The organism is Sphingomonas panacis, assembly GCF_001717955.1.
In the GTDB taxonomy this organism is placed as follows: domain Bacteria; phylum Pseudomonadota; class Alphaproteobacteria; order Sphingomonadales; family Sphingomonadaceae; genus Sphingomonas; species Sphingomonas panacis.
The window spans coordinates 4,350,955-4,368,929 of the sequence record NZ_CP014168.1; the positions used below are offsets into that span (position 1 = coordinate 4,350,955).

Sequence of the window (17,975 nt, forward strand, 5' to 3'; positions counted from 1 at the left end):
TACGCCGCCACCGTGTTCGAGCGGCCGGTCGCGGCGCGGCCGGCCCTGGAATGATTCCGTCAGGCGCCGGAACCGACGACCTTGCTCGCGGACCTGGTCGCGCGCTTCGTGCCGCGCGGGCGGTGTTCGGGCAGCGCGATCGTCATGTCGCTCACCTCGGCGTTGAGCAGCGCCGTGGCGGTGTCGACGAGGTTTACCAGTGGATCGGTGTCGGTCCAGACATCGCTTCGCTTACGGCTGACGCGCCAAGTCTCGTGCGCGGCATTCACGGATAACAGATACCACGCCAGGAAGATAAGGCGCTGTCGCATCACTGGCTTGGGCACATCCTCGCAAAGATCGCTGATCATCTGGAGCAAGCGACGGAAGACGAGAATGTTCATCTGCTCGAGGTAGGTGGACAGCTCCTTGCGGCGTTTGAACAGCACCGCCGCCAGGAACCGGTTCACCGTCGGCGACGGATCGGAAAACGCATCCGATGCGTGCGCGCGGACGATGATATCGACGATTTCCCTGACGTTGGTCGGCCCGCCTTTTCGATCCAGCTCGGAGATACGCTCAAGCCACACCTTGCTCAGATCGGTGAACACCTCGTTGATGAGTTCGAGGATCAGACCGTCCTTGGACTTGAAATAGTAGTTGAGCGAGCCGCCGTTCTTCGCACCGGCGGCGGCAACGATCTCCCGGACGGTGACCGCTTCAAGTCCATGTTCAGCGAACAATCTGCGCGCGGCAACCTTGATGTTCCTGCGCGTATCGATGCGGTCGTCCAGATCTTGAATCGCGCTACGAGCAGTTGCCATCGGGTGACAGTCCATCCTTTTGGCCCGCAGCAACGGGCGTTTGCTGACGACACTCCTACGCGCCCGGTCGTTAAAACGGAACAGGGGAAGCTGCCGGCCGAGTTCGGGGGCCGACCAGCTACACAATTGTCGGATCAGGCCGTGGCCTGCGTGGCGGGGATGTGGATAGTCATGCCGTCCATTTCGGGATGAACCGTGATCTGGCAGCAGAGGCGCGACGTGGGTCGCCGATCGACAGCAAAGTCCAGGAGCGCATCCTCCTCCTCGCTCATCGGCTCGACGCGATCCAGCCAGTCCTCGCCGAGATAGACATGGCAGGTGGCACACGACAATTGCCCACCACAATCCGCATCGATCCCGTCAATACCCGCGCCGACCGCGCCTTCCATGATCGACAACCCGTCGTCAATCTCGACCTGGGCTTCCGCACCACCGAAATCGACGAACTTCAGCAAAGCCATCAACACTCTCCATCCTCACTCCGGCACCGCGCAGGCGCCTGGCGTCACTATGCAGCGGCGCGATGCTCCGCTTCGAGCAACTGAATCAGCTGTTCCCGCTGGTCCTCGGGCGTACCGAGCAGTTCGGCATTGGCGCGCGCCCTCTTGTAGAAGAGGTGGTTGCGCATTTCCCACGTGAAGCCGATCGCGCCGAAGACCTGAATATTGCGGAAGGTGGTCGCACGGTACTGATCGCTCGCATAGCTTTGTGCGATCGCCGCAGCCTTGCGCGCGCCGGGATCATTCTCGGTCAGCGCCCAGGCGGCATATTGCACTCCTGCGGTAGCCAGTTCGTTGCCACCGGCCAGTTCGGCCAACGCATGCTTGATCGCCTGATATGAGCCGATCGTCCGACCGAAGGCGACGCGCTCCTTGGCATATGCCACCGCGTCCGCCAGCGATTGTTCCGAGCCCGCGGCACTCTCCGCCGCAAGGACAAGATAGAGGCGGTCGCGAATCCATAGCCAACTGTCTGAGTCCGCCTGATCGAGCCGCTCCGCCGCGACATCCTTGAAGGTGATCGCATCGACTTCCCGGGTGATGTCGCGCCAGTCCAACCGCTCGATCTGAACGCCCGCCGCCTTCGCATCCACCACGAAAAAGCCTTGCGTGCCATCGACGTCCGCGACCACGACGATCTTGTCCGCCGACCCCGCTTCGACGACGAAAGACTTCTCGCCGGCGATCTTCCATTCATCGCCCTGCCGCGTCGCCTTCGCGCCCGCCGACAGGCCATTGACGTCCCCATTGGGGTCCGCGACCGCGAGCGCCAGCGTCAACTCGCCCGACGCAACCTGAGACAGAAGCGTCTGCTTCTGCGCCTCGCTGCCGCAGCGCTCGATCGCCCATGCCCCCGCGAGCGTTCCGAAGAACGGCGACGGCGCCAGCGTGCGGCCGAGTTCGGACACGACCATGACCAGATCGATATAGCTCATTCCGAGCCCGCCATACGCCTCCGGGATGACGATGCCAGGCCAGCCTAGTCCCTGGATCGACTGCCACAGCCCGTCGCGCGCGACCGGATGCACGTTCGCATCCGGGCGCAGATAGGGCTCAAGATTGACTTCCTTCGAAAGAAACGTCTGCGCCGACTCTCTGAGCGCGAGATGTTCATCGCTAAGCGTGAAATTCATGGCATAATCTTTCGTGCTCGATCGTCGCGGCTCGACAACGCAGACGATCGCCGGTTGCGGAGGTCAGCTGGCAGCCTTGAGCTGCGGCCGATTGATTTCGTTGAACGGCATCTTCACGGTCGGATCGATATCGCGCGGCAAGCCCAGCACGCGTTCCGAGATGGTGTTCTTGAGGACTTCCTGCGTGCCCACCCCGAGCGACGACGCGGGGCCGAACCAATAACAATAATCCCAGGTATCCCACATGCTGTAATCGCCCTTGGGCAGCGGAAGCTCATCATCGTCCCGCACCATGCCCCGGACGCCCTCGACGCGCTTGGCGAGCGTGGAGAGTGCCTGACCGTGGGGGGAAGAGATCATCTTGCCGAGATTCGCCTCGAGCCCCGCCGGCGTGCCGTTGATGCGATTGCTGAGATTGCGCGCGCTCAACAGACGCAACACCTCACCCTCCGCATACAGCCGCGCCGCTTCCTCGCGGATCAGCGGGTCCTTGATCTTGCCGGTCTCGATCAACCCGCTCACCAGTTCGTGCGCGGTCGGGCCCTGCCCCCACACGGCGCCGGGTTTCGACATGCTCATGCGCTCGGTCTGAAGCTGCTCGATAACGATCTGCCAGCCCTGCCCCTCCTGGCCGATACGGTTTTTCGCGGGAACGCGAACGTCGGTCAGGAAAACCTCGTTATATTCCGGCGCGTGGCCGGACATGTCGAGGATGGTACGGACCTCGACGCCCGGCGCGTTCATGTCGATGAGGAAGATCGACAGGCCACGATGCTTCGGCACGCTCGGGTCGGTACGGACGATCACCACGCCGACTTGCGCAATGTGCGCGTTGGAGTTCCAGATCTTCTGGCCGTTGATGATATAATCGTCACCATCGCGTCGCGCCTGCGTCCGCAGCGCGCCGAGATCCGACCCGCACGACGGCTCGGAGAACAGCATCGTCCAGATCTCCTTGCACGCCAGAGCCGGCGGAAGGAATTTCTGGCGCATCTCTTCGGTGCCATGAACCAGCAGCGACTGACCGCATTGGTTGACCGCGATCGCATTGATGCTCATCGGATGCGCCATGCCCGAACGCTTGATCTCTTCCTCGATGATCAACTGCGTTTCCGGATCGGCCGACAGGCCCCACGGCGCGGGCCAGTGGGGCACCGTATAGCCGCGCTTCGCCAAGTCCTCGTAAGACGCATTCGGATTGTCGCGAAACCACTTGCGAACCTCAAGGCGGCGGGGATCGTCGTCAGCAGGCAGGTTGAAGTCCATCACATCTCTCCATGTGGCGCGGCCTGTTCGCCGGCGATTATCTGGTCGGCACCGCGTTTCCGGGAAAAGCGCACTCCGCATCGACTCGGCGGAGGATAATATTAGTACGTTTGTTTTATGTGTCCGTGGAATCGGTCGTTGTCAACTGTCTCGGGCCGGCCAAGCGACCCGAGACGCGCTGCGAACGCTCAGGGCTTCGAAACGAGGAAAGCCTTGCACGAGTTGAAGATCCAGGTGTCGACGAAGCCCGCGATGTCGGGCTTGGTGCGGCCCAGCGCACTCAGCGCACCAACCAGGCACGACCAGTTCAGCACCTCCTGCTGGCCGCTGTCCTCGATCTGCGCGGACGTGTAATTCCGCCAGACATCAAAGTCGCCCGCGACCATCGCATCGAACAGCACCTTGTCCGCCGGGATGTCGGGCCACAGGTAATGCGTCTTCTTCGTCAGAAAGGCGTGTGACCAGCTCGACGAAGCGATCAGCGCGACGCGATGGGGCGATTCCGCCAGGATACGCGCGGTTTCCGCTCCCAGATCGAACAGGCGGCCGGGGGTCGGCGCCGGCGGATCGAGCTGATCTTCGGACAGTTCCTTGTCGAAGCTCGGCAGGCCGCCCTTTTGCGCGATCACCTGACGGCCGTAACAGTTGATCGAGATCGGAAGGATCGGATAGTTGAATCCTTTCCGATCATAATCGAGATAGAAGATCGCGTTCGTGAAAGCGTGCCCCAGCGCGTGATGCAGCCGCTTGTACGAATAGGGCACATCGAACCCGGCCTCGATCAGTTTCGTCGTCAGATGCTTCGCCGCCTGCTGAACGCCGGGCAGAACGAATTCTTTCTCGACCGGCTCCCCCCAGATGTTGTTCGGAAAATTGTGGAAACGAAATTCGGGATACGCGTTGATGCAATAGGGCGGTATGATGTCTTCCTTGAAGTTTTCATATTGATCGTCGCCCCAGATCAACACGAAATCCGGATTGAATTCGTCGAGCGCCTGTCGCGCCTGCCGCGTCCAGTCCATCATCTCCTGACGATGCTTGGCGGCGGCGGCTTCGCCCTGATCGTCGCTCCATTCCTTCTGCATCGCCTCCGGCCAGCCGGCTGGCGTTTTCAACGCCTCGGGCAGGTTCGGATTGGTCAGCATCTTCTGCAGCAGACCGGACATCGCCTTGTCCGGCCAGATCAACATCGGATAGTGACTGATCCCCAGGACCAAAACGTCAGCCATGATATGTCGTCCTTTCAATGCGGTACTTTTTCGCCGAAATCATTGGATCGCTCCGGCCTGACGCAGCGCAGCGACGCGCTCGTCGTCGAAACCGAGCTCTTGCAAAATCGAGACGGTATGCTCGCCTGTACGTGGCGCGACGCCATCAGTATCTGCCGGCGTCTTCGAAAAATCGACGGGGTGAGCGGCCGCACGGACGGGGCCATATTCCTCGGTATCGTAGCGCTTGACGCATCCCAGATGGATCGCCTGCGGATCTTCCAGAAACTCGTCGACGGTTTTCACCTTGCCGATGGGCAGTCCGTAACGCGTCGCCATCTCTTCGACTTCGGCGGATGTCAGGTGGATCGACCCCTTCTCGAGTTCCTGCCATAGCGCCTGGTAGTTCTGGACACGCTTCACCGCAGAGTTGAACCGCTCATCCTGCGTCAGATCCTCGAGACCGAACGCATGGCTGATCTGTCGGAGTTGCTCATCGGTCTGCACATGCCCCATGAACGTCCCATCCGAGGCTCGGAAGGGACGGGTGATGTTGATGATGGGCGTGCGATCCTCACCCTCGACAAAGCATTGATTGTGCAAATTATCGACGAGTGAAAAGAACGCGAAGGACTTCATCAGCGGAACCGAGATGAATTGCCCTTCGCCATGGCGCTCGCGATGGAACAGCGCGGCGTTGACCGCACTGACCGCGACCGTGGCGGCGTATTTGTCCACGAACATGGAACGCAGCGGTGCGGGCGGGCCTTCCGGGGACTGCAGCGTCATCGCGCCGGTGAGCGACTGGATGACCTGATCGTAGGCGGGTCGGTCCACATATGGTCCGTCGAGCCCGAATCCCGTAATCATGACATAGATGATGTTGGGATTGATCGCCTTGAGCTGCTCATAGTCGAGGCCAAGCCGGGTCATCGCCGCCGGGCGGGCATTGACGACCACGACGTCGCATTCCGTAGCCAGCCGGCGCGCCACGTCGCGACCTTCCTCGGTTTTCAGGTCGAGCGCGATACTCCGCTTCTGCCGGTTCACCGCGAAGAAATGGGCGCACATCCCTTTATACTGCGGACGCACGAAACGGAGGGGATCGCCTTTCAGGCCCTCCAGCTTGATGACCGACGCACCCAGATCAGCAAGCATCGTGCCCGCAAGCGGACCTGCCACCATCTGAGTGAACTCCAGCACCTTCACACCGGCAAGAGAGCCACGGCTCGCGTCGTCAGCCATCGTCATCTTCTCCTTCGGCCATCGCGGGCACGCAACGCGTGCGCTCAGGCGGCTACTTTTATTCACCTGTTTTAATACGAACGTTCTTCGGCCCTGCCAATGGGCGAGTTCGCCGCGTCGCAGAGTCTGCCATAAGGGCGCTAATTGGCCTGCGGACGCGTAGGGAGACTCGCCAAATCCTTCTCGCGGGCCTACGCCCGTTCGCGCGGATCGAGCAGATCGCCGGACGCGCCCAGCCCCTGCGCGTAGAGCATCAGCGTACCGACGCGCGGGGATGTCACGCTCCGCCGTGCTCCATCATTGCGGCCGATCCGGGATTACAACGCCCCGGCGAGAAAGCGGCCCGCCGCGCCGGAACAGATGCTGTGCTCCACATCCGACGGCAGTCCGAGCGAGCGGACCCAGCGAGCGGGGTCCTTCTGCATGATGAGGTAGGGATAATCGGTGCCCCCGAAAACCTGCCCCGGCGCCATGCGCGTTGCCAGATATGTCAGGTAGTCGGGATCATAGACGTTCGTATCGTAGAAAAAGCGCCGCGCCTGATCTGCCGGGGCGGTGGGACTCTTGCCATCGAAGCCGCTGGTCGTCGACCAGCCCAGTTGCAGTCGTCCCAGCATAGCGCCCAGCGTGCCGCCGCCATGACTGAACGCGATGCGCAGACGTGGAAAGCGGTCCAGCACCCCGCCCATGATGATCGACGCCGCTGTCATACCGGTATCGACCGGAAACAGCGCGAAACCCGTGTAGCTTGGGTCGGGCGGCACGATCCCTTTCGCGGCGATCGGGTGCAGCGCGTGGACGAACACGGCCATGCCCTCCGCCTCCGCCGCTTGCCAAAAGGGATCGAACTCGGAAGACCCCAGCAAGGCGCCGTTGATGTTGCTGCCGATCTCGACACCGAGCAGCCCGAAATCCGATTTGAGCCGCGGCACCATGCGCGCAGCGACCTCCGGTTCCTGCAACGGCACCAGACCGAGGCCGCGAAAACGCGATGGCGCTGCGTGGACCATGCTGGCGATCAGATGGTTGGTGGCGTCGCACAGCACCATCGCGTCGGCGGTATCGAGCCAATAGGACAACAATTCCGGCATCGGCGACAGCACCTGAACGTCGATCTCGTCGCGGTCCATATCCTCGATGCGGCGCGCCACGTCCCACGACCGGGCATCCAGCTTCCGGAACGGCGTTTCGCCGATCAGCAAGGTTCCCTCGACCGACGACTGACATTGCATGCACGGCCAGCGCGAAGCGACGCCGCCGTGCGGCGCGGGTGGAAAGACGAGCGGGGAAACATGTGAATGTACGTCGATGAAGCCGCTCACGCCCGCCCCTTCCAAATTGCCGTGACCGCAGACAGCCTGACGTCAGATCTTGCGGCTGATCACTTCTTTCATGATTTCCGACGTGCCGCCATGAATGCGATGAATACGCGCATCGCGCCACAGCCGCGCGATCGGATATTCATTCATATAGCCTGCGCCGCCATGCAGTTGCAGCGCCGCATCGACGATATGCCATAGCGTTTCCGAATGCCACAATTTCGACGCAGCCGCTTCTTCGGATGTCAACGTGCCTTGCAGGAGTTGCAGTCGCGCCCAGTCGAGATATGCCCAACCGGCCTGCAAGCGCGCCGACATATCGGCGAGGGTGAAACGCGTGTTCTGGAACTGGAAGACAGGCGTGCCGAACGCCTTGCGCTCCTTCACGAACCGAACCGCCTCGTCGAAGGCGCGTTGCGCCTGCGCCTGCGCGGCAATCGACAGTCCGAGACGCTCCTGGCCGAGTTCCGACATCATGTAGCGGAACCCCTGCCCTTCCTCGCCAAGCAGGTTCGATACCGGAACCCGGACGTCGTTGAAGAACAGTTCGGACGTGTCCGCGCCCTTCAGCCCGATCTTGTCCAGATTGCGCCCCCGCTCGAAGCCGGGCGAATCCGCCTCGACGAGAAGCAGCGACACGCCTTTCGCGCCCTCTTCACCGGTTCGTACCGCCAGGAAGACCAGATCGCACAGCAATCCATTTGATATGTAAAGTTTGCTGCCGTTGACGACATAATGATCGCCATCGCGCCGCGCGGTGGTGCGGAGACTCTTCACGTCCGAGCCACCACCGGGCTCGGTCATCCCCAACGCACTGATGATCTCGCCGCTGACCATGCCCGGCAGATATCGCGCCTTCAGCTCGTCGGAGCCGTACCGCAGCAAATAGGGCGCGGTGATCAGCGATTGCAGGCTCACGCCGACCGGCGCGTTGACGTAGAACAACTCTTCCTGAAAGATTAGATCATACGAAACATCGAGGCCGGCACCGCCATATTCCTCCGGCATGCTGGTACACAGCAAGCCGGCGTTTCCGGCGGCGCGCCAGAACGCCTTGCTGGTGATTTCGTCCGCCTCCCACGTATCCAGATACGGCTCGACCTCCCTGGCGATGAATTTGCGCACCGTCTCCCGGTACTGCTCGTGGCTCTCATCGAACCCGGTCCGCTTGCGGGTATCCAGCATGATCTTTCCTCTCCGCCCGCAATGTCGACGCCACGGGCCTTCTTTGCGTGGGCATAATCGAGGCTGGGAGCGAAAGGTAAAGCGCCGTGTCGATGTCGGCACCAAACAACGCTTATATGGAAATCATACAAGTTCCAAGGGTTATCCGCGCATACGAGCGCGTTTGTCTGGTGCCGCTAGGTCATTTGATCTACTCCCGACACTCAAATGCGGCGAGCACCGCCGGGAGGATGAGGATGAGCGATGAAAGCGGCGCCGCGGATTCGGCTCCGGGTGTGGCCGCTGCCACGCTGATTCTGTTTTCGGAGCGCCCCGGCGTCCCCGCGCGGCATCTGATGATCCAGCGCAGTGCAACGATGCGCTTCGCTCCGAACGCGCTGGTGTTTCCCGGTGGGCAGGTGGACGCGGACGATCATCTGATCGCGGCCGATCCCGGTCTGGTCGATGCCGGCGCCGGCGATCCGATCGAACGCGCGCATCGCGTCGCCGCGATCCGCGAAACCCTCGAGGAGACCTGCGTTGCGATCGCCTTCAGGACCGTGATCGACGCCGGCGCGATGCAGTCGGCGTTGAAGGCCGCAACCCCGTTCAGCCGCCTTTTGCGCGACGCGAAGGCGCGGCTGAACATGGAGGCGCTTCTGCTATGGGCGAAATGGCACCCGAGATTGTCGCATCGCCGGTTCGACACGCAATTCTACATCGCCCGGTACGATGGCGATCACGCGGTCTGCACGGACGTGGATGAGGTCGGGGCCGCGCGTTGGCTGTCGGCTACGGAAGCGCTCGGTGACGCCGAGGCCGAGCGCGCGAAGGTCATCTTCCCGACGCTTTGCAATCTCGAACGGCTGGCGGCCTATCCGCGCTTCGACGCCGCCGCGGCGCATCTGGCGACCATTCCCTGTCGTCCCATCTCGCCGCGCGTTCATCACGATGCAGATGGCGAACCGTGGGTCTCGATCCCCGACCATTGCGGCTATCCGGTGACAAGCCATCTGCAATCGACCCTGCAAGCGCCGTGAGCGGCACTTGCCGTCAGGCAACAACAGCCGCGTCAGCGCCACCCATCGCCTGCCGCTTTCATATCCCGTTCATCGCCACGGAGTTCCAGCGTGTCGCACATTGACCTCGATCGCCCCGCCGCCGACGCACCCAAATCCGTCTCGTGGCCGTCACGGCGGCGGGCCTGGTACACGGTCACGCTGCTGGGTTTGCTCTACATCATCTCCTGGATCGACCGGAACATCCTGGCTTTGCTCGCGCAGCCGGTCTCTCAGGCGCTTGGCCTGGATGATCGGCGGATGGCGCTGTTGCTGGGGCTCGGCTTCGCACTGCTCTATGCCGTCGGGGGCCTGCTGCTCGGGCATTTCGTCGATACGCGCAGCCGCCGCGTCGTCGTCACGGTCGGCATCGTCACCTGGAGTGTGGCGACGATTCTCAGCGCCTTCGCCGCGTCGTTCGGAGTGATGCTCGTCCTACGGTGCGGGGTAGCAATCGGTGAAGCCGTGCTGATGCCCGCCGCGATCTCGCTCATCGGAGATCTGTTTCCGCAGGAACGCCGCGGTCTGCCGGTCGCCGTCATCGCCTCGATCGGCGGGGTCATGACGATCGGCTCCTACGCCGCGGGGGCGGTTGCGATCGGCGTTGCCGGGGCGATCAGTCCGGGTACCGGGCTGGCCGCGTGGCAGACGAGTCTGATCCTGGTCGGCGTTCCCGGACTGGCTTTCGCGCTGATCTTCGCGCTGACCGCCACCGTGCCCGCGCGCGGGGGAGCGGCCGAAAACACCGTTCCGGATGTCAGCATGCGCGCGTTGATCGAACATTTTCAACAGCGCTTCGCGTTCCTTGGCCCGTTGCTGAGCCTCACCGGACTCAACGCTCTGTTCAGTCTCTCGACGGTGATCTGGCTGCCCACCGTCCTGATCCGCGAACATAGCATGACCGCCTCCCGCGCCGGTTATCTGATCAGCATGGTCGGCGTGCCGGCGGGATTGCTCGGAAACTTCTTCTGGCAGTGGTGCGGAACGCGGTTGCAGCGCCGCGACGCGCGGCGCGGTGTCCTGCGCAGCTTCGTGCCGGCTGCAGGAATTGCGGGGCCATGCTTTGTCGTCGGCGCGATCAGCAACTCTCCGACGTTGCAACTTGCGGGGTTCGCCGGCGGGATGTTCGCCGGAACCGCGTTCGCCGTCCTCACGCCGATCGCGATCCAGCTTTACACACCCGCGCAGATGCGGGCACGCATGGTGAGCATGAACTTTCTCATCATCTCGGTGCTCGGCTACGGCGTCGGTCCGCTCGCCGCCAGCGAGCTCGGCAAGATCCTCACGACCGGAACCGGCGAATTGCGGGTTGGCCTGCTGGCGATCACGATCGCGACATGGCCGCTGCTGCTGGCTGCGACACTGCTGACGAACCGCAACGCGGATGGCCCGGGCCAGCATTGAAGACCGGCGCGGCAACACCCGCGCCGGCCTCCGACTTCAGTCTTCAGTCCTTGATCATGTCGAGCGCGACATCGACGATCATATCTTCCTGCCCACCCACCATCTTTCGACGGCCGACTTCGGTCAGGATGGCGCGCGTATCGAGACCATAATCGTGCGCCGCCTTCTCGGCATGGCGCAGGAAGCTGGAATAAACCCCGGCATAGCCCAGCGTCAGCGTTTCGCGATCGACGCGCACCGGCCGATCCTGTAGCGGCCGCACCAGATCCTCGGCCGCATCCATCAGCGCGTAGAGGTCGCAGCCGTGGTTCCAGCCACAGCGATCGGCGGCGGCGATGAACACCTCCAGCGGCGCGTTGCCCGCGCCCGCGCCCATTCCGGCCAGCGACGCATCGACACGCACCGCCCCGTTCTCCACCGCGACTATCGAATTGGCGACGCCGAGCGAGAGATTGTGATGCGCGTGCACGCCGCGTTGCGTCTCCGGCTTCAGCACGCGGTCATAAGCCTGAAGCCGCGCGGCATAGTCACGCATGTTCATCGCGCCACCGCTGTCGGTCACGTAAACGCAGTGCGCGCCATAGCTTTCCATCAGCTTCGCCTGCTGGGCGAGCGATTCCGGATCAGTCATATGACCCATCATCAGGAAGCCCGAAACGTCCATGCCCAGACCGCGTGCCGCCTCGATATGCTGTTTCGAGACATCCGCCTCGGTGCAGTGCGTCGCGATGCGGACGGAACGCACGCCCATTCCATAGGCGTGTTTCAAATCATGGACCGTGCCGATCCCCGGCAGCAGCAGGGTGGTCAGAACGCTATGCTCCAGCACCTCCGCCACCGCGCCGATCCAGTCCCAATCGGTATAGGCGCCGAAACCATAGTTGAACGACGACCCCTGCAAGCCGTCACCGTGCGCCACCTCGATCGCATCGACCTTGGCACGGTCGAGCGCGCGGGCGATGTTCTTCACATGCTCGAGACCATATTGGTGACGGATCGCGTGCATGCCGTCGCGCAGCGTCACGTCCTGTATGTAGAGCTTCGTCTGAACGGGATCGAGAGTCATGCGGCAGCCCTTTCGTGCATACGAACAGCGATCTTCTCGGCGGTGCGGAGCGCGGCCGAGGTCATGATATCGAGATTGCCGGCGTAGGCGGGCAGGTAATGCGCCGCACCCTCCACCTCCAGGAACACGCTGACCTTCAGACCGGTGAAGTCGGTCGCGCCGGTTGATGCCATCTCGGGGATATGCAGCGGCTGATTGCCGCCGATCGCCTCGAACTGCACCGCCTGCTTCAGCCGATAGCCCGGAACATAGGTCTGCACCTCGGCCACCATCGCGTCGATCGACTGGCGAATGCCGTCGCGGTCGCCGTCGTCGCACAGGCAGTAGACGGTATCGCGCATGATGAGCGGCGGCTCGGCCGGGTTGAGGATGATGATCGCCTTGCCGCGGGTCGCACCGCCGACCTGGACAATCGCCTGGCTCGTCGTCTCCGTGAACTCGTCGATATTGGCGCGGGTGCCCGGACCAGCGCTCTTCGAGGAAATCGACGCGACGATCTCGCCGTAATGCACCTTGGACACGCGATTGACCGCCGCGACGATCGGGATCGTCGCCTGCCCGCCGCAGGTCACCATGTTGACGTTGGCCGCGTCGAGATTGGCGTCGCCGTTGACCGGCGGGATCGTATAGGGTCCGATCGCCGCCGGGGTCAGATCGATCACGCGCTTGCCGTACTGGCGCAGCAAGGCGTCGTTATGCTTGTGCGCGCCCGCCGACGTGGCGTCGAACACGATCTCGATTTCCGCGAAGCCGGGCATCCTGACGAGTCCGTCCACCCCCTCCGCTGTGATCGGAACACCCATCCGCTCGGCGCGCTTCAGCCCGTCGCTCTCCGGATCGATCCCGACGAACGCGCCCATTTCCAGCGTGTCGGACAGTCGCATGATCTTGATCATCAGATCGGTGCCGATATTGCCCGACCCGATGATGGCAACTTTGGTCTTGGCCACGATCGTCATCCCTTCGCATATGTGAATTGGACCGCGCCGATCCCGGCGACGGTCGCGTGAACGGTATTGCCTGGTTGGAGCGCAACCATCGGCCCCAGCGCTCCAGCGAGCAGGATATCACCCGCCTTCAGCGGTTCGCCCCGCGTCGCGAGCGTCCGCGCCAGCCACGCAGCGGCGTTCAAGGGGTTACCCAGCGCGGCCGCGCCGATCCCGGTCGATACCGTCGCGCCGTCGATCTCCATCGCCATCGCCGCGCCCTCCAGATCGAGGCCGTCGAGCGGCTTGCCCTCCCTGGCAAGCACGAAGAACGCCGACGAACCGTTATCCGCGACGGTGTCCGCGAAGGTGATCTTCCAGTCGGCGATCCGGCTATCGACGATCTCGATCGCGGCATGGACGCTGCCGACGGCTGCGGCCACCTGCTCGGGCGTGGTCGCCGGGTCGGGCAGGTCGGCGCCGAGCACGAAAGCGATCTCCGCCTCCGCCTTGGGCTGAAGCGCACGGGCCGGATCGAGATTGCCTCCGTCAGCAATCTCCATATCGGCGAACAGCACGCCGAAATCGGGCTGATCCACGCCTAATTGCGTTTGCACCGCCTTAGCGGTCAGCCCCGCCTTGCGCCCGACGATCCGGCGCCCCTGCGCTTCCCAGAAACGTGTGTTGATCGTCTGCACCGCATAGGCGCCGTCCGCATCCACCGGGTCCAGTCCGTCGCGCAACGGCGGCACCGCTCCGGACGTATAGGCGTGGCGCAGGCGCGTCGCGAGTTGGTCATAATCTGCGTGTTTCATGCATTCTCTCCCGCCGCCTTGGGTAAAAAAAAAGCCCGTCTTGGCACCAGACCCGCCATCGTCTAAAATCTCACCTGATGAGAAAAGGCGCTCCCCGCATTCACGCCACCGAGCGCACGCTCGCCATGCTCGACGCCGTCATTGCCGACGATGGACGGTCCAGTATCGCAGCCCTCGCCCGCGCTTTGGAGGTTCCGGTCGCCACGGCGCATCGTCAGGTCGCAACGCTGGCGGCGGAGGGGTATCTGACGGTCTGCGCGCGCCGGTATCTGCCCGGGCCGCGGTTGCTCGCGCTGTTGCACACAGTGGACGAGAAACAGGTTCTCGCCGTCGTCGCGGCCCCGTTCCTCAATGCGCTCGCCGCCAGTCTGCAAACCGTCGTGCAGCTCGGCACGTTCGAGCACGACATGGTGACATATCGCCTGAAAGCGGGCTCGGGAGCGTCCGCGCTGTTCACGCAGGTTGGCATGCAACTGGAAGCCTATTGCTCCGGCATGGGGAAGGTCCTGCTCGCCTATCTGCCCGACAGCGTCCGCAACGGCTATCTCGCCACCGGCCCGTTTCCCGCGCTGACGCCGAACACGATCACCGATCCAGCCGCGCTACGTACAGTGCTTCAGCAGGTCAATGCCAATGGTCACGCGTTCGACCGGGGTGAGATCCTGACGGGATTGAACTGCGCCGCCGTCCCGGTGCGACGCCCGAGCGCGGAAGTCGTCGCCGCACTCTCCGCCACCTTCACCAGCGAGCGCCGCGCCGAAGAAGCCCTGCCGCAGTTGCGCGATACCGCCCGCGTGATCGAGCGCGCCGCTTTCGGTCGATGTGACCAGTCCGAAGCCTGACGGAACCGGGCTGCGACTGGCGCGCGAGGCAGCGAGAGATGACGATATCGCGGCGGCATTGCGCCGCCTGCAATCCGGTGCGCAGATCGAAATGGTCGCTTCGCCATCCTGGCCGCCCGTCCTTCCGCTGATGGACGGCAGCCGGGCCGAACAGGACTTCGGCTTCACCGCTACGGTCGCGCGCCAAGCCTTACCGCCACGATCAGGTCCAGCCCGCCGAACGCGCGGCGGTGATGCCGAAGGTCATGGCGAGCGCCAATCCGCCCGCATAGCCGGTCCCAAACGCGCCCGCCGCATCGCTTCCCGCCGCGAAAAGGCCCGGCACGCGCACGCCATCAGCCCGCAAGACATGTGCACCGGTATCGATCGTCAGGCCGCCATATGTGAATGTGATCGCCGGATGGACGACGAGCGCGTAGAATGGCGCGCGATCGAGCGGTTCGCATTCCTCCATGCGCGGCGGATCGAGGGTTTCCCAGCCGGTGCGCGTCGCTTCGTTGAAAGCGCGGATGGTGCGGATCGACTGTTCTCCATCGAAGCCTCGTTCGTCGGCGAAACGCGCCACCGTCTCCAGATCGGGCGCAACCACGCCCTTGCCGCCAAAACGCAGCGCGGTTTCCATCCTGTCCTCGGCGGTAGTGGACGCCACCACGGCCTGGGTGGCGTATGCGGCATGGACACGCGCGTCCCAGAAGCACAACGCGCGCGCATGCGGCTGCCGCAACGTGTGATTGGTGCTGGCATGATCGCCGAACGTCTCGTCGCAGAACCGTTTTCCCGCCTCGTTGAGCAGCAGAGCATGGTCGCTGTGATATTGCGCCAGCATCACGTTCAACCGCTCCTCGCCCCAATCGGGAGATTCGCTGACGAGATGGCCGTAGAAGCCGGGGTTCGCCCCTCGCACCTCGCCTCCGGCCGCCTCGCCCAGCCTAAGCCCGGCACCGTCGCTGGCCGGGTTCGCGCGCAGGCGCATGTCCGCCGCATTTGGATGGATGAACTTCGCACGAAGCTCGGGTGACGCCTGATAGCCGCCGGTCGCGAGGATGGTGGCGCTGGCCCGAACCAGGACATCGCCGTCGGGATGGCTGGTCCGGGCACCCACCACGGCACCGCTCTCGTCGCGAACCAGCGCGGTCGTCGCGGTGTCTGGGATGACATAGCCGCCGGCGGCCTCGACCAACGCCGCACAACCGCGCAGATGCGCAACGATATCGATCTGATACCCGTAGCCGTTCAGAACGTTCATGCGCGGCCCGATGGCGATCCCGCGCGCTCGAAGCCACCGCATCGCATCTGGATAGGTATCGAAGATCACGCGACCGAGCGCCGGGTCGCCGCCGCCGTACAAGGCCATCGTTGCCGGAGCGGTCGCCGTCCAAAGAACGCCAGCGGACAGAAAGGCCGATCCGCCCATGGCAGGCGCACGCTCGACGACGATGACCTTCGCGCCGCGCTCGGCGGCCCAGCCGGCCGCCGAGAGTCCGGCCATGCCGGCGCCAACGACCAGCAAGTCGCATTCTATGGCGACATCGCTCATGACGAAGGCGCGCTCAGAGGCACCTGACTTCCGACCCGACGACGTCCCGCATCATCTTCGCACCGCACGTTCCGCGACCGTGAGCCGACCGGTCAGGCCATCGACGAGCGGCGGAAACACGTTCGCGCATCCACACTCACGATCGCACAGGCGTTAGACGCGATTACCTGAGGCAGAAGACGACGATGACGCAAAGCAACGAAGCGATCGCCGCGGTGATGCTGAGATCGAGAAACGAACACTCGATCATGCGATGGTCGCCGTTATACATCCGATCCTCTCCGTCGCGGCTATCCCTTACCAGCATCGCTGGCGGGACGGTCTCGCATCGCCTAGATTGGCGGTATCCTGCCAAGCAGAGTTTACCCGGACAGAGCGCTTGTCAACTGCCCAGCCTCGCGGTTGCGACATTTGACGCCCATGTGATATTCGCTTGTGCGGGTGGCGCGGTCAGGAACGTTCCACGACCATCGCAATGCCCTGCCCGCCGCCAATACACATCGTGACTAGCGCATATCGGCCCTCAATCCGCGCCAGTTCGTACAGGGCCTTGACCGTCAGGATCACGCCCGTCGCACCGACCGGATGGCCGAGTGAGATGCCCGACCCGTTGGGATTGACCTTCGCCGGATCAAAGCCGAGCAATTGCGAAACCGCGCACGCCTGCGCGGCGAACGCCTCGTTCGATTCGATCACGTCGATCTGGTCGAGCGTCAGCCCCGCGCGCTGGAGCGCGATCGGGACCGCTTCGACAGGCCCCAGCCCCATATGGGAGGGTGCGACACCCGCGTGGCCCCAACTCACGATCCGGCCGAGCGGGGTCAGGCCGCGCTGCGTCAGCGCCTCAGCGGAGCAGAGGACGACCGCGCCAGCGCCGTCGTTTATTCCGGATGCGTTTCCTGCGGTGACGGTTCCGTCCTGCTGGAACGCCGGACGGAGCGCCGCCATCGCCGCCACGTCATTCTCGGCGCGAACATGTTCATCGCGGGCAAACTCGCGCGTCTTTCGTCCGTCCTTCACCGTCACCGGAAGGATCTGGCTCTTGAACCGCCCCTCCGCCTCGGCCTGCGCGGCCCGGCGATGGCTTTCCGCTGCGAGCGCATCCTGCCGTTCACGCGTGATATGATGATCGCGCGCCACGTTCTCGGCGGTGATCCCCATGTGATAGCCGTCGATCGGGTCGCTCAACGTCGTGACCAGCGCATCGACCATCGCCGCATCACCCATCTTGCGGCCAAAGCGCAACGCGGCGACATGGTGCGGCGCGCGGCTCATCACTTCCGCGCCCGCTGCTATGGCGATATCGACCTCGCCGAGCGCGACCGCGCGCGCCGCCGACACAATCGCCTCCACGCCCGAGCCGCACAACCGGTTGAGCGTCAATGCGGGTGTGCGCGCCGGGATGCCTGCTTTCAGCGCAGCGACGCGGGACAGATAGGCGTCCTGCGGCACGGTCTGGATCACCTGCCCTACCACGACATGTCCAACATCGTCGGGGCCCAGGCCGGCCCGACGCACCGCTTCGGCGATCACCAACGCGCCCAGGTCGGCCGGGGCATGATCCTTCAGACTGCCACCGAAGTCGCCGATCGCGGTGCGAACACCCGAGACTATATAGACAGGATTCATCTTCCACTTTCGCTTCGAGATGGGGAGCGGGAAATCCGTTCCGAACGATGATCGCGGCCA

16 protein-coding genes are annotated in these 17,975 nt (G+C 63.7%); 3 read left to right on the top strand and 13 right to left on the bottom strand.

Translation table 11 applies throughout. The annotated features are described in order from the left end of the window. Positions 1 to 59: 59 nt before the first annotated feature. The 8 genes from J0A91_RS20095 to J0A91_RS20130 all read right to left on the bottom strand — a co-directional run bounded on the left by J0A91_RS20095 (position 60) and on the right by J0A91_RS20130 (position 8,659). Entirely contained in the window at positions 60 to 836 is a 777-nt protein-coding gene (locus tag J0A91_RS20095) for a TetR/AcrR family transcriptional regulator (RefSeq protein ID WP_150127001.1), read from the bottom strand. A gap of 101 nt (positions 837 to 937) precedes the next feature. Then, on the bottom strand, positions 938 to 1,264 hold the full coding sequence (locus J0A91_RS20100) for a 2Fe-2S iron-sulfur cluster-binding protein (protein WP_069206385.1): 327 nt from the start codon (positions 1,262 to 1,264) through the stop codon (positions 938 to 940). Between the two features lie 47 nt (positions 1,265 to 1,311). After that, complete coding sequence (locus tag J0A91_RS20105) at positions 1,312 to 2,436, bottom strand: acyl-CoA dehydrogenase family protein (protein WP_069206386.1); 1,125 nt, start codon at positions 2,434 to 2,436, stop codon at positions 1,312 to 1,314. Positions 2,437 to 2,499: 63 nt separating this feature from the next. Further along, the gene (locus J0A91_RS20110) at positions 2,500 to 3,702 is read right to left on the bottom strand and encodes an acyl-CoA dehydrogenase family protein (protein ID WP_069206387.1); all 1,203 of its coding nucleotides are present in this window, start codon (positions 3,700 to 3,702) and stop codon (positions 2,500 to 2,502) included. A gap of 188 nt (positions 3,703 to 3,890) precedes the next feature. After that, positions 3,891 to 4,931, bottom strand: coding sequence for a class III extradiol ring-cleavage dioxygenase family protein (locus tag J0A91_RS20115; protein ID WP_069206388.1), 1,041 nt, complete (start codon positions 4,929 to 4,931; stop codon positions 3,891 to 3,893). A 39-nt stretch (positions 4,932 to 4,970) separates the two neighbouring features. After that, on the bottom strand, positions 4,971 to 6,155 hold the full coding sequence (locus J0A91_RS20120) for a CaiB/BaiF CoA transferase family protein (RefSeq protein WP_169833188.1): 1,185 nt from the start codon (positions 6,153 to 6,155) through the stop codon (positions 4,971 to 4,973). A 317-nt stretch (positions 6,156 to 6,472) separates the two neighbouring features. After that, positions 6,473 to 7,477, bottom strand: coding sequence for an amidohydrolase family protein (locus tag J0A91_RS20125; protein WP_083224992.1), 1,005 nt, complete (start codon positions 7,475 to 7,477; stop codon positions 6,473 to 6,475). Positions 7,478 to 7,519: 42 nt separating this feature from the next. Further along, positions 7,520 to 8,659: an acyl-CoA dehydrogenase family protein gene (locus J0A91_RS20130; protein WP_069206391.1), complete on the bottom strand. Its 1,140-nt coding sequence runs from the start codon at positions 8,657 to 8,659 to the stop codon at positions 7,520 to 7,522. Positions 8,660 to 8,745: 86 nt separating this feature from the next. Between J0A91_RS20130 and J0A91_RS20135 the strand changes: the two genes are divergently transcribed. Together J0A91_RS20135 and J0A91_RS20140 are read left to right on the top strand one after the other, a co-directional pair. Then, complete coding sequence (locus J0A91_RS20135) at positions 8,746 to 9,678, top strand: NUDIX hydrolase (protein ID WP_150127002.1); 933 nt, start codon at positions 8,746 to 8,748, stop codon at positions 9,676 to 9,678. A gap of 90 nt (positions 9,679 to 9,768) precedes the next feature. Beyond that, positions 9,769 to 11,100 (top strand): MFS transporter, encoded by a 1,332-nt coding sequence (locus J0A91_RS20140; RefSeq protein WP_069206393.1) that lies wholly within the window; start codon positions 9,769 to 9,771, stop codon positions 11,098 to 11,100. A gap of 43 nt (positions 11,101 to 11,143) precedes the next feature. Here J0A91_RS20140 and dmpG read toward each other — a convergent pair whose 3' ends face one another. The 3 genes from dmpG to J0A91_RS20155 are packed head-to-tail and all read right to left on the bottom strand — an operon-like array spanning position 11,144 to position 13,907. Further along, positions 11,144 to 12,166: a 4-hydroxy-2-oxovalerate aldolase gene (gene dmpG / locus J0A91_RS20145; RefSeq protein ID WP_069206394.1), complete on the bottom strand. Its 1,023-nt coding sequence runs from the start codon at positions 12,164 to 12,166 to the stop codon at positions 11,144 to 11,146. Next, positions 12,163 to 13,125 carry an acetaldehyde dehydrogenase (acetylating) gene (locus tag J0A91_RS20150; RefSeq protein WP_476749568.1) on the bottom strand — a complete coding sequence of 321 codons (963 nt, stop codon included), beginning with the start codon at positions 13,123 to 13,125 and terminating at the stop codon, positions 12,163 to 12,165. Before J0A91_RS20150 ends, dmpG begins: the two co-directional genes overlap by 4 nt. Beyond that, on the bottom strand, positions 13,122 to 13,907 hold the full coding sequence (locus tag J0A91_RS20155; RefSeq protein WP_069206395.1) for a 2-keto-4-pentenoate hydratase: 786 nt from the start codon (positions 13,905 to 13,907) through the stop codon (positions 13,122 to 13,124). The genes J0A91_RS20150 and J0A91_RS20155 overlap by 4 nt, the downstream gene beginning before the upstream one ends. Before the next feature lie 77 nt (positions 13,908 to 13,984). On the opposite strand from J0A91_RS20155, the gene J0A91_RS20160 reads away from it, so the two are divergent. Then, positions 13,985 to 14,749, top strand: a complete 765-nt coding sequence (locus J0A91_RS20160; protein ID WP_069206396.1) for an IclR family transcriptional regulator — start codon at positions 13,985 to 13,987, stop codon at positions 14,747 to 14,749. Positions 14,750 to 14,951: 202 nt separating this feature from the next. Here J0A91_RS20160 and J0A91_RS20165 read toward each other — a convergent pair whose 3' ends face one another. Further along, the gene (locus J0A91_RS20165; protein WP_069206397.1) at positions 14,952 to 16,286 is read right to left on the bottom strand and encodes an FAD-dependent oxidoreductase; all 1,335 of its coding nucleotides are present in this window, start codon (positions 16,284 to 16,286) and stop codon (positions 14,952 to 14,954) included. Positions 16,287 to 16,736: 450 nt separating this feature from the next. Then, a complete protein-coding gene (gene bktB, locus J0A91_RS20170) occupies positions 16,737 to 17,915 on the bottom strand; it encodes a beta-ketothiolase BktB (protein WP_069206398.1) in 1,179 nt (392 codons plus the stop codon). Positions 17,916 to 17,975 lie beyond the last annotated feature (60 nt).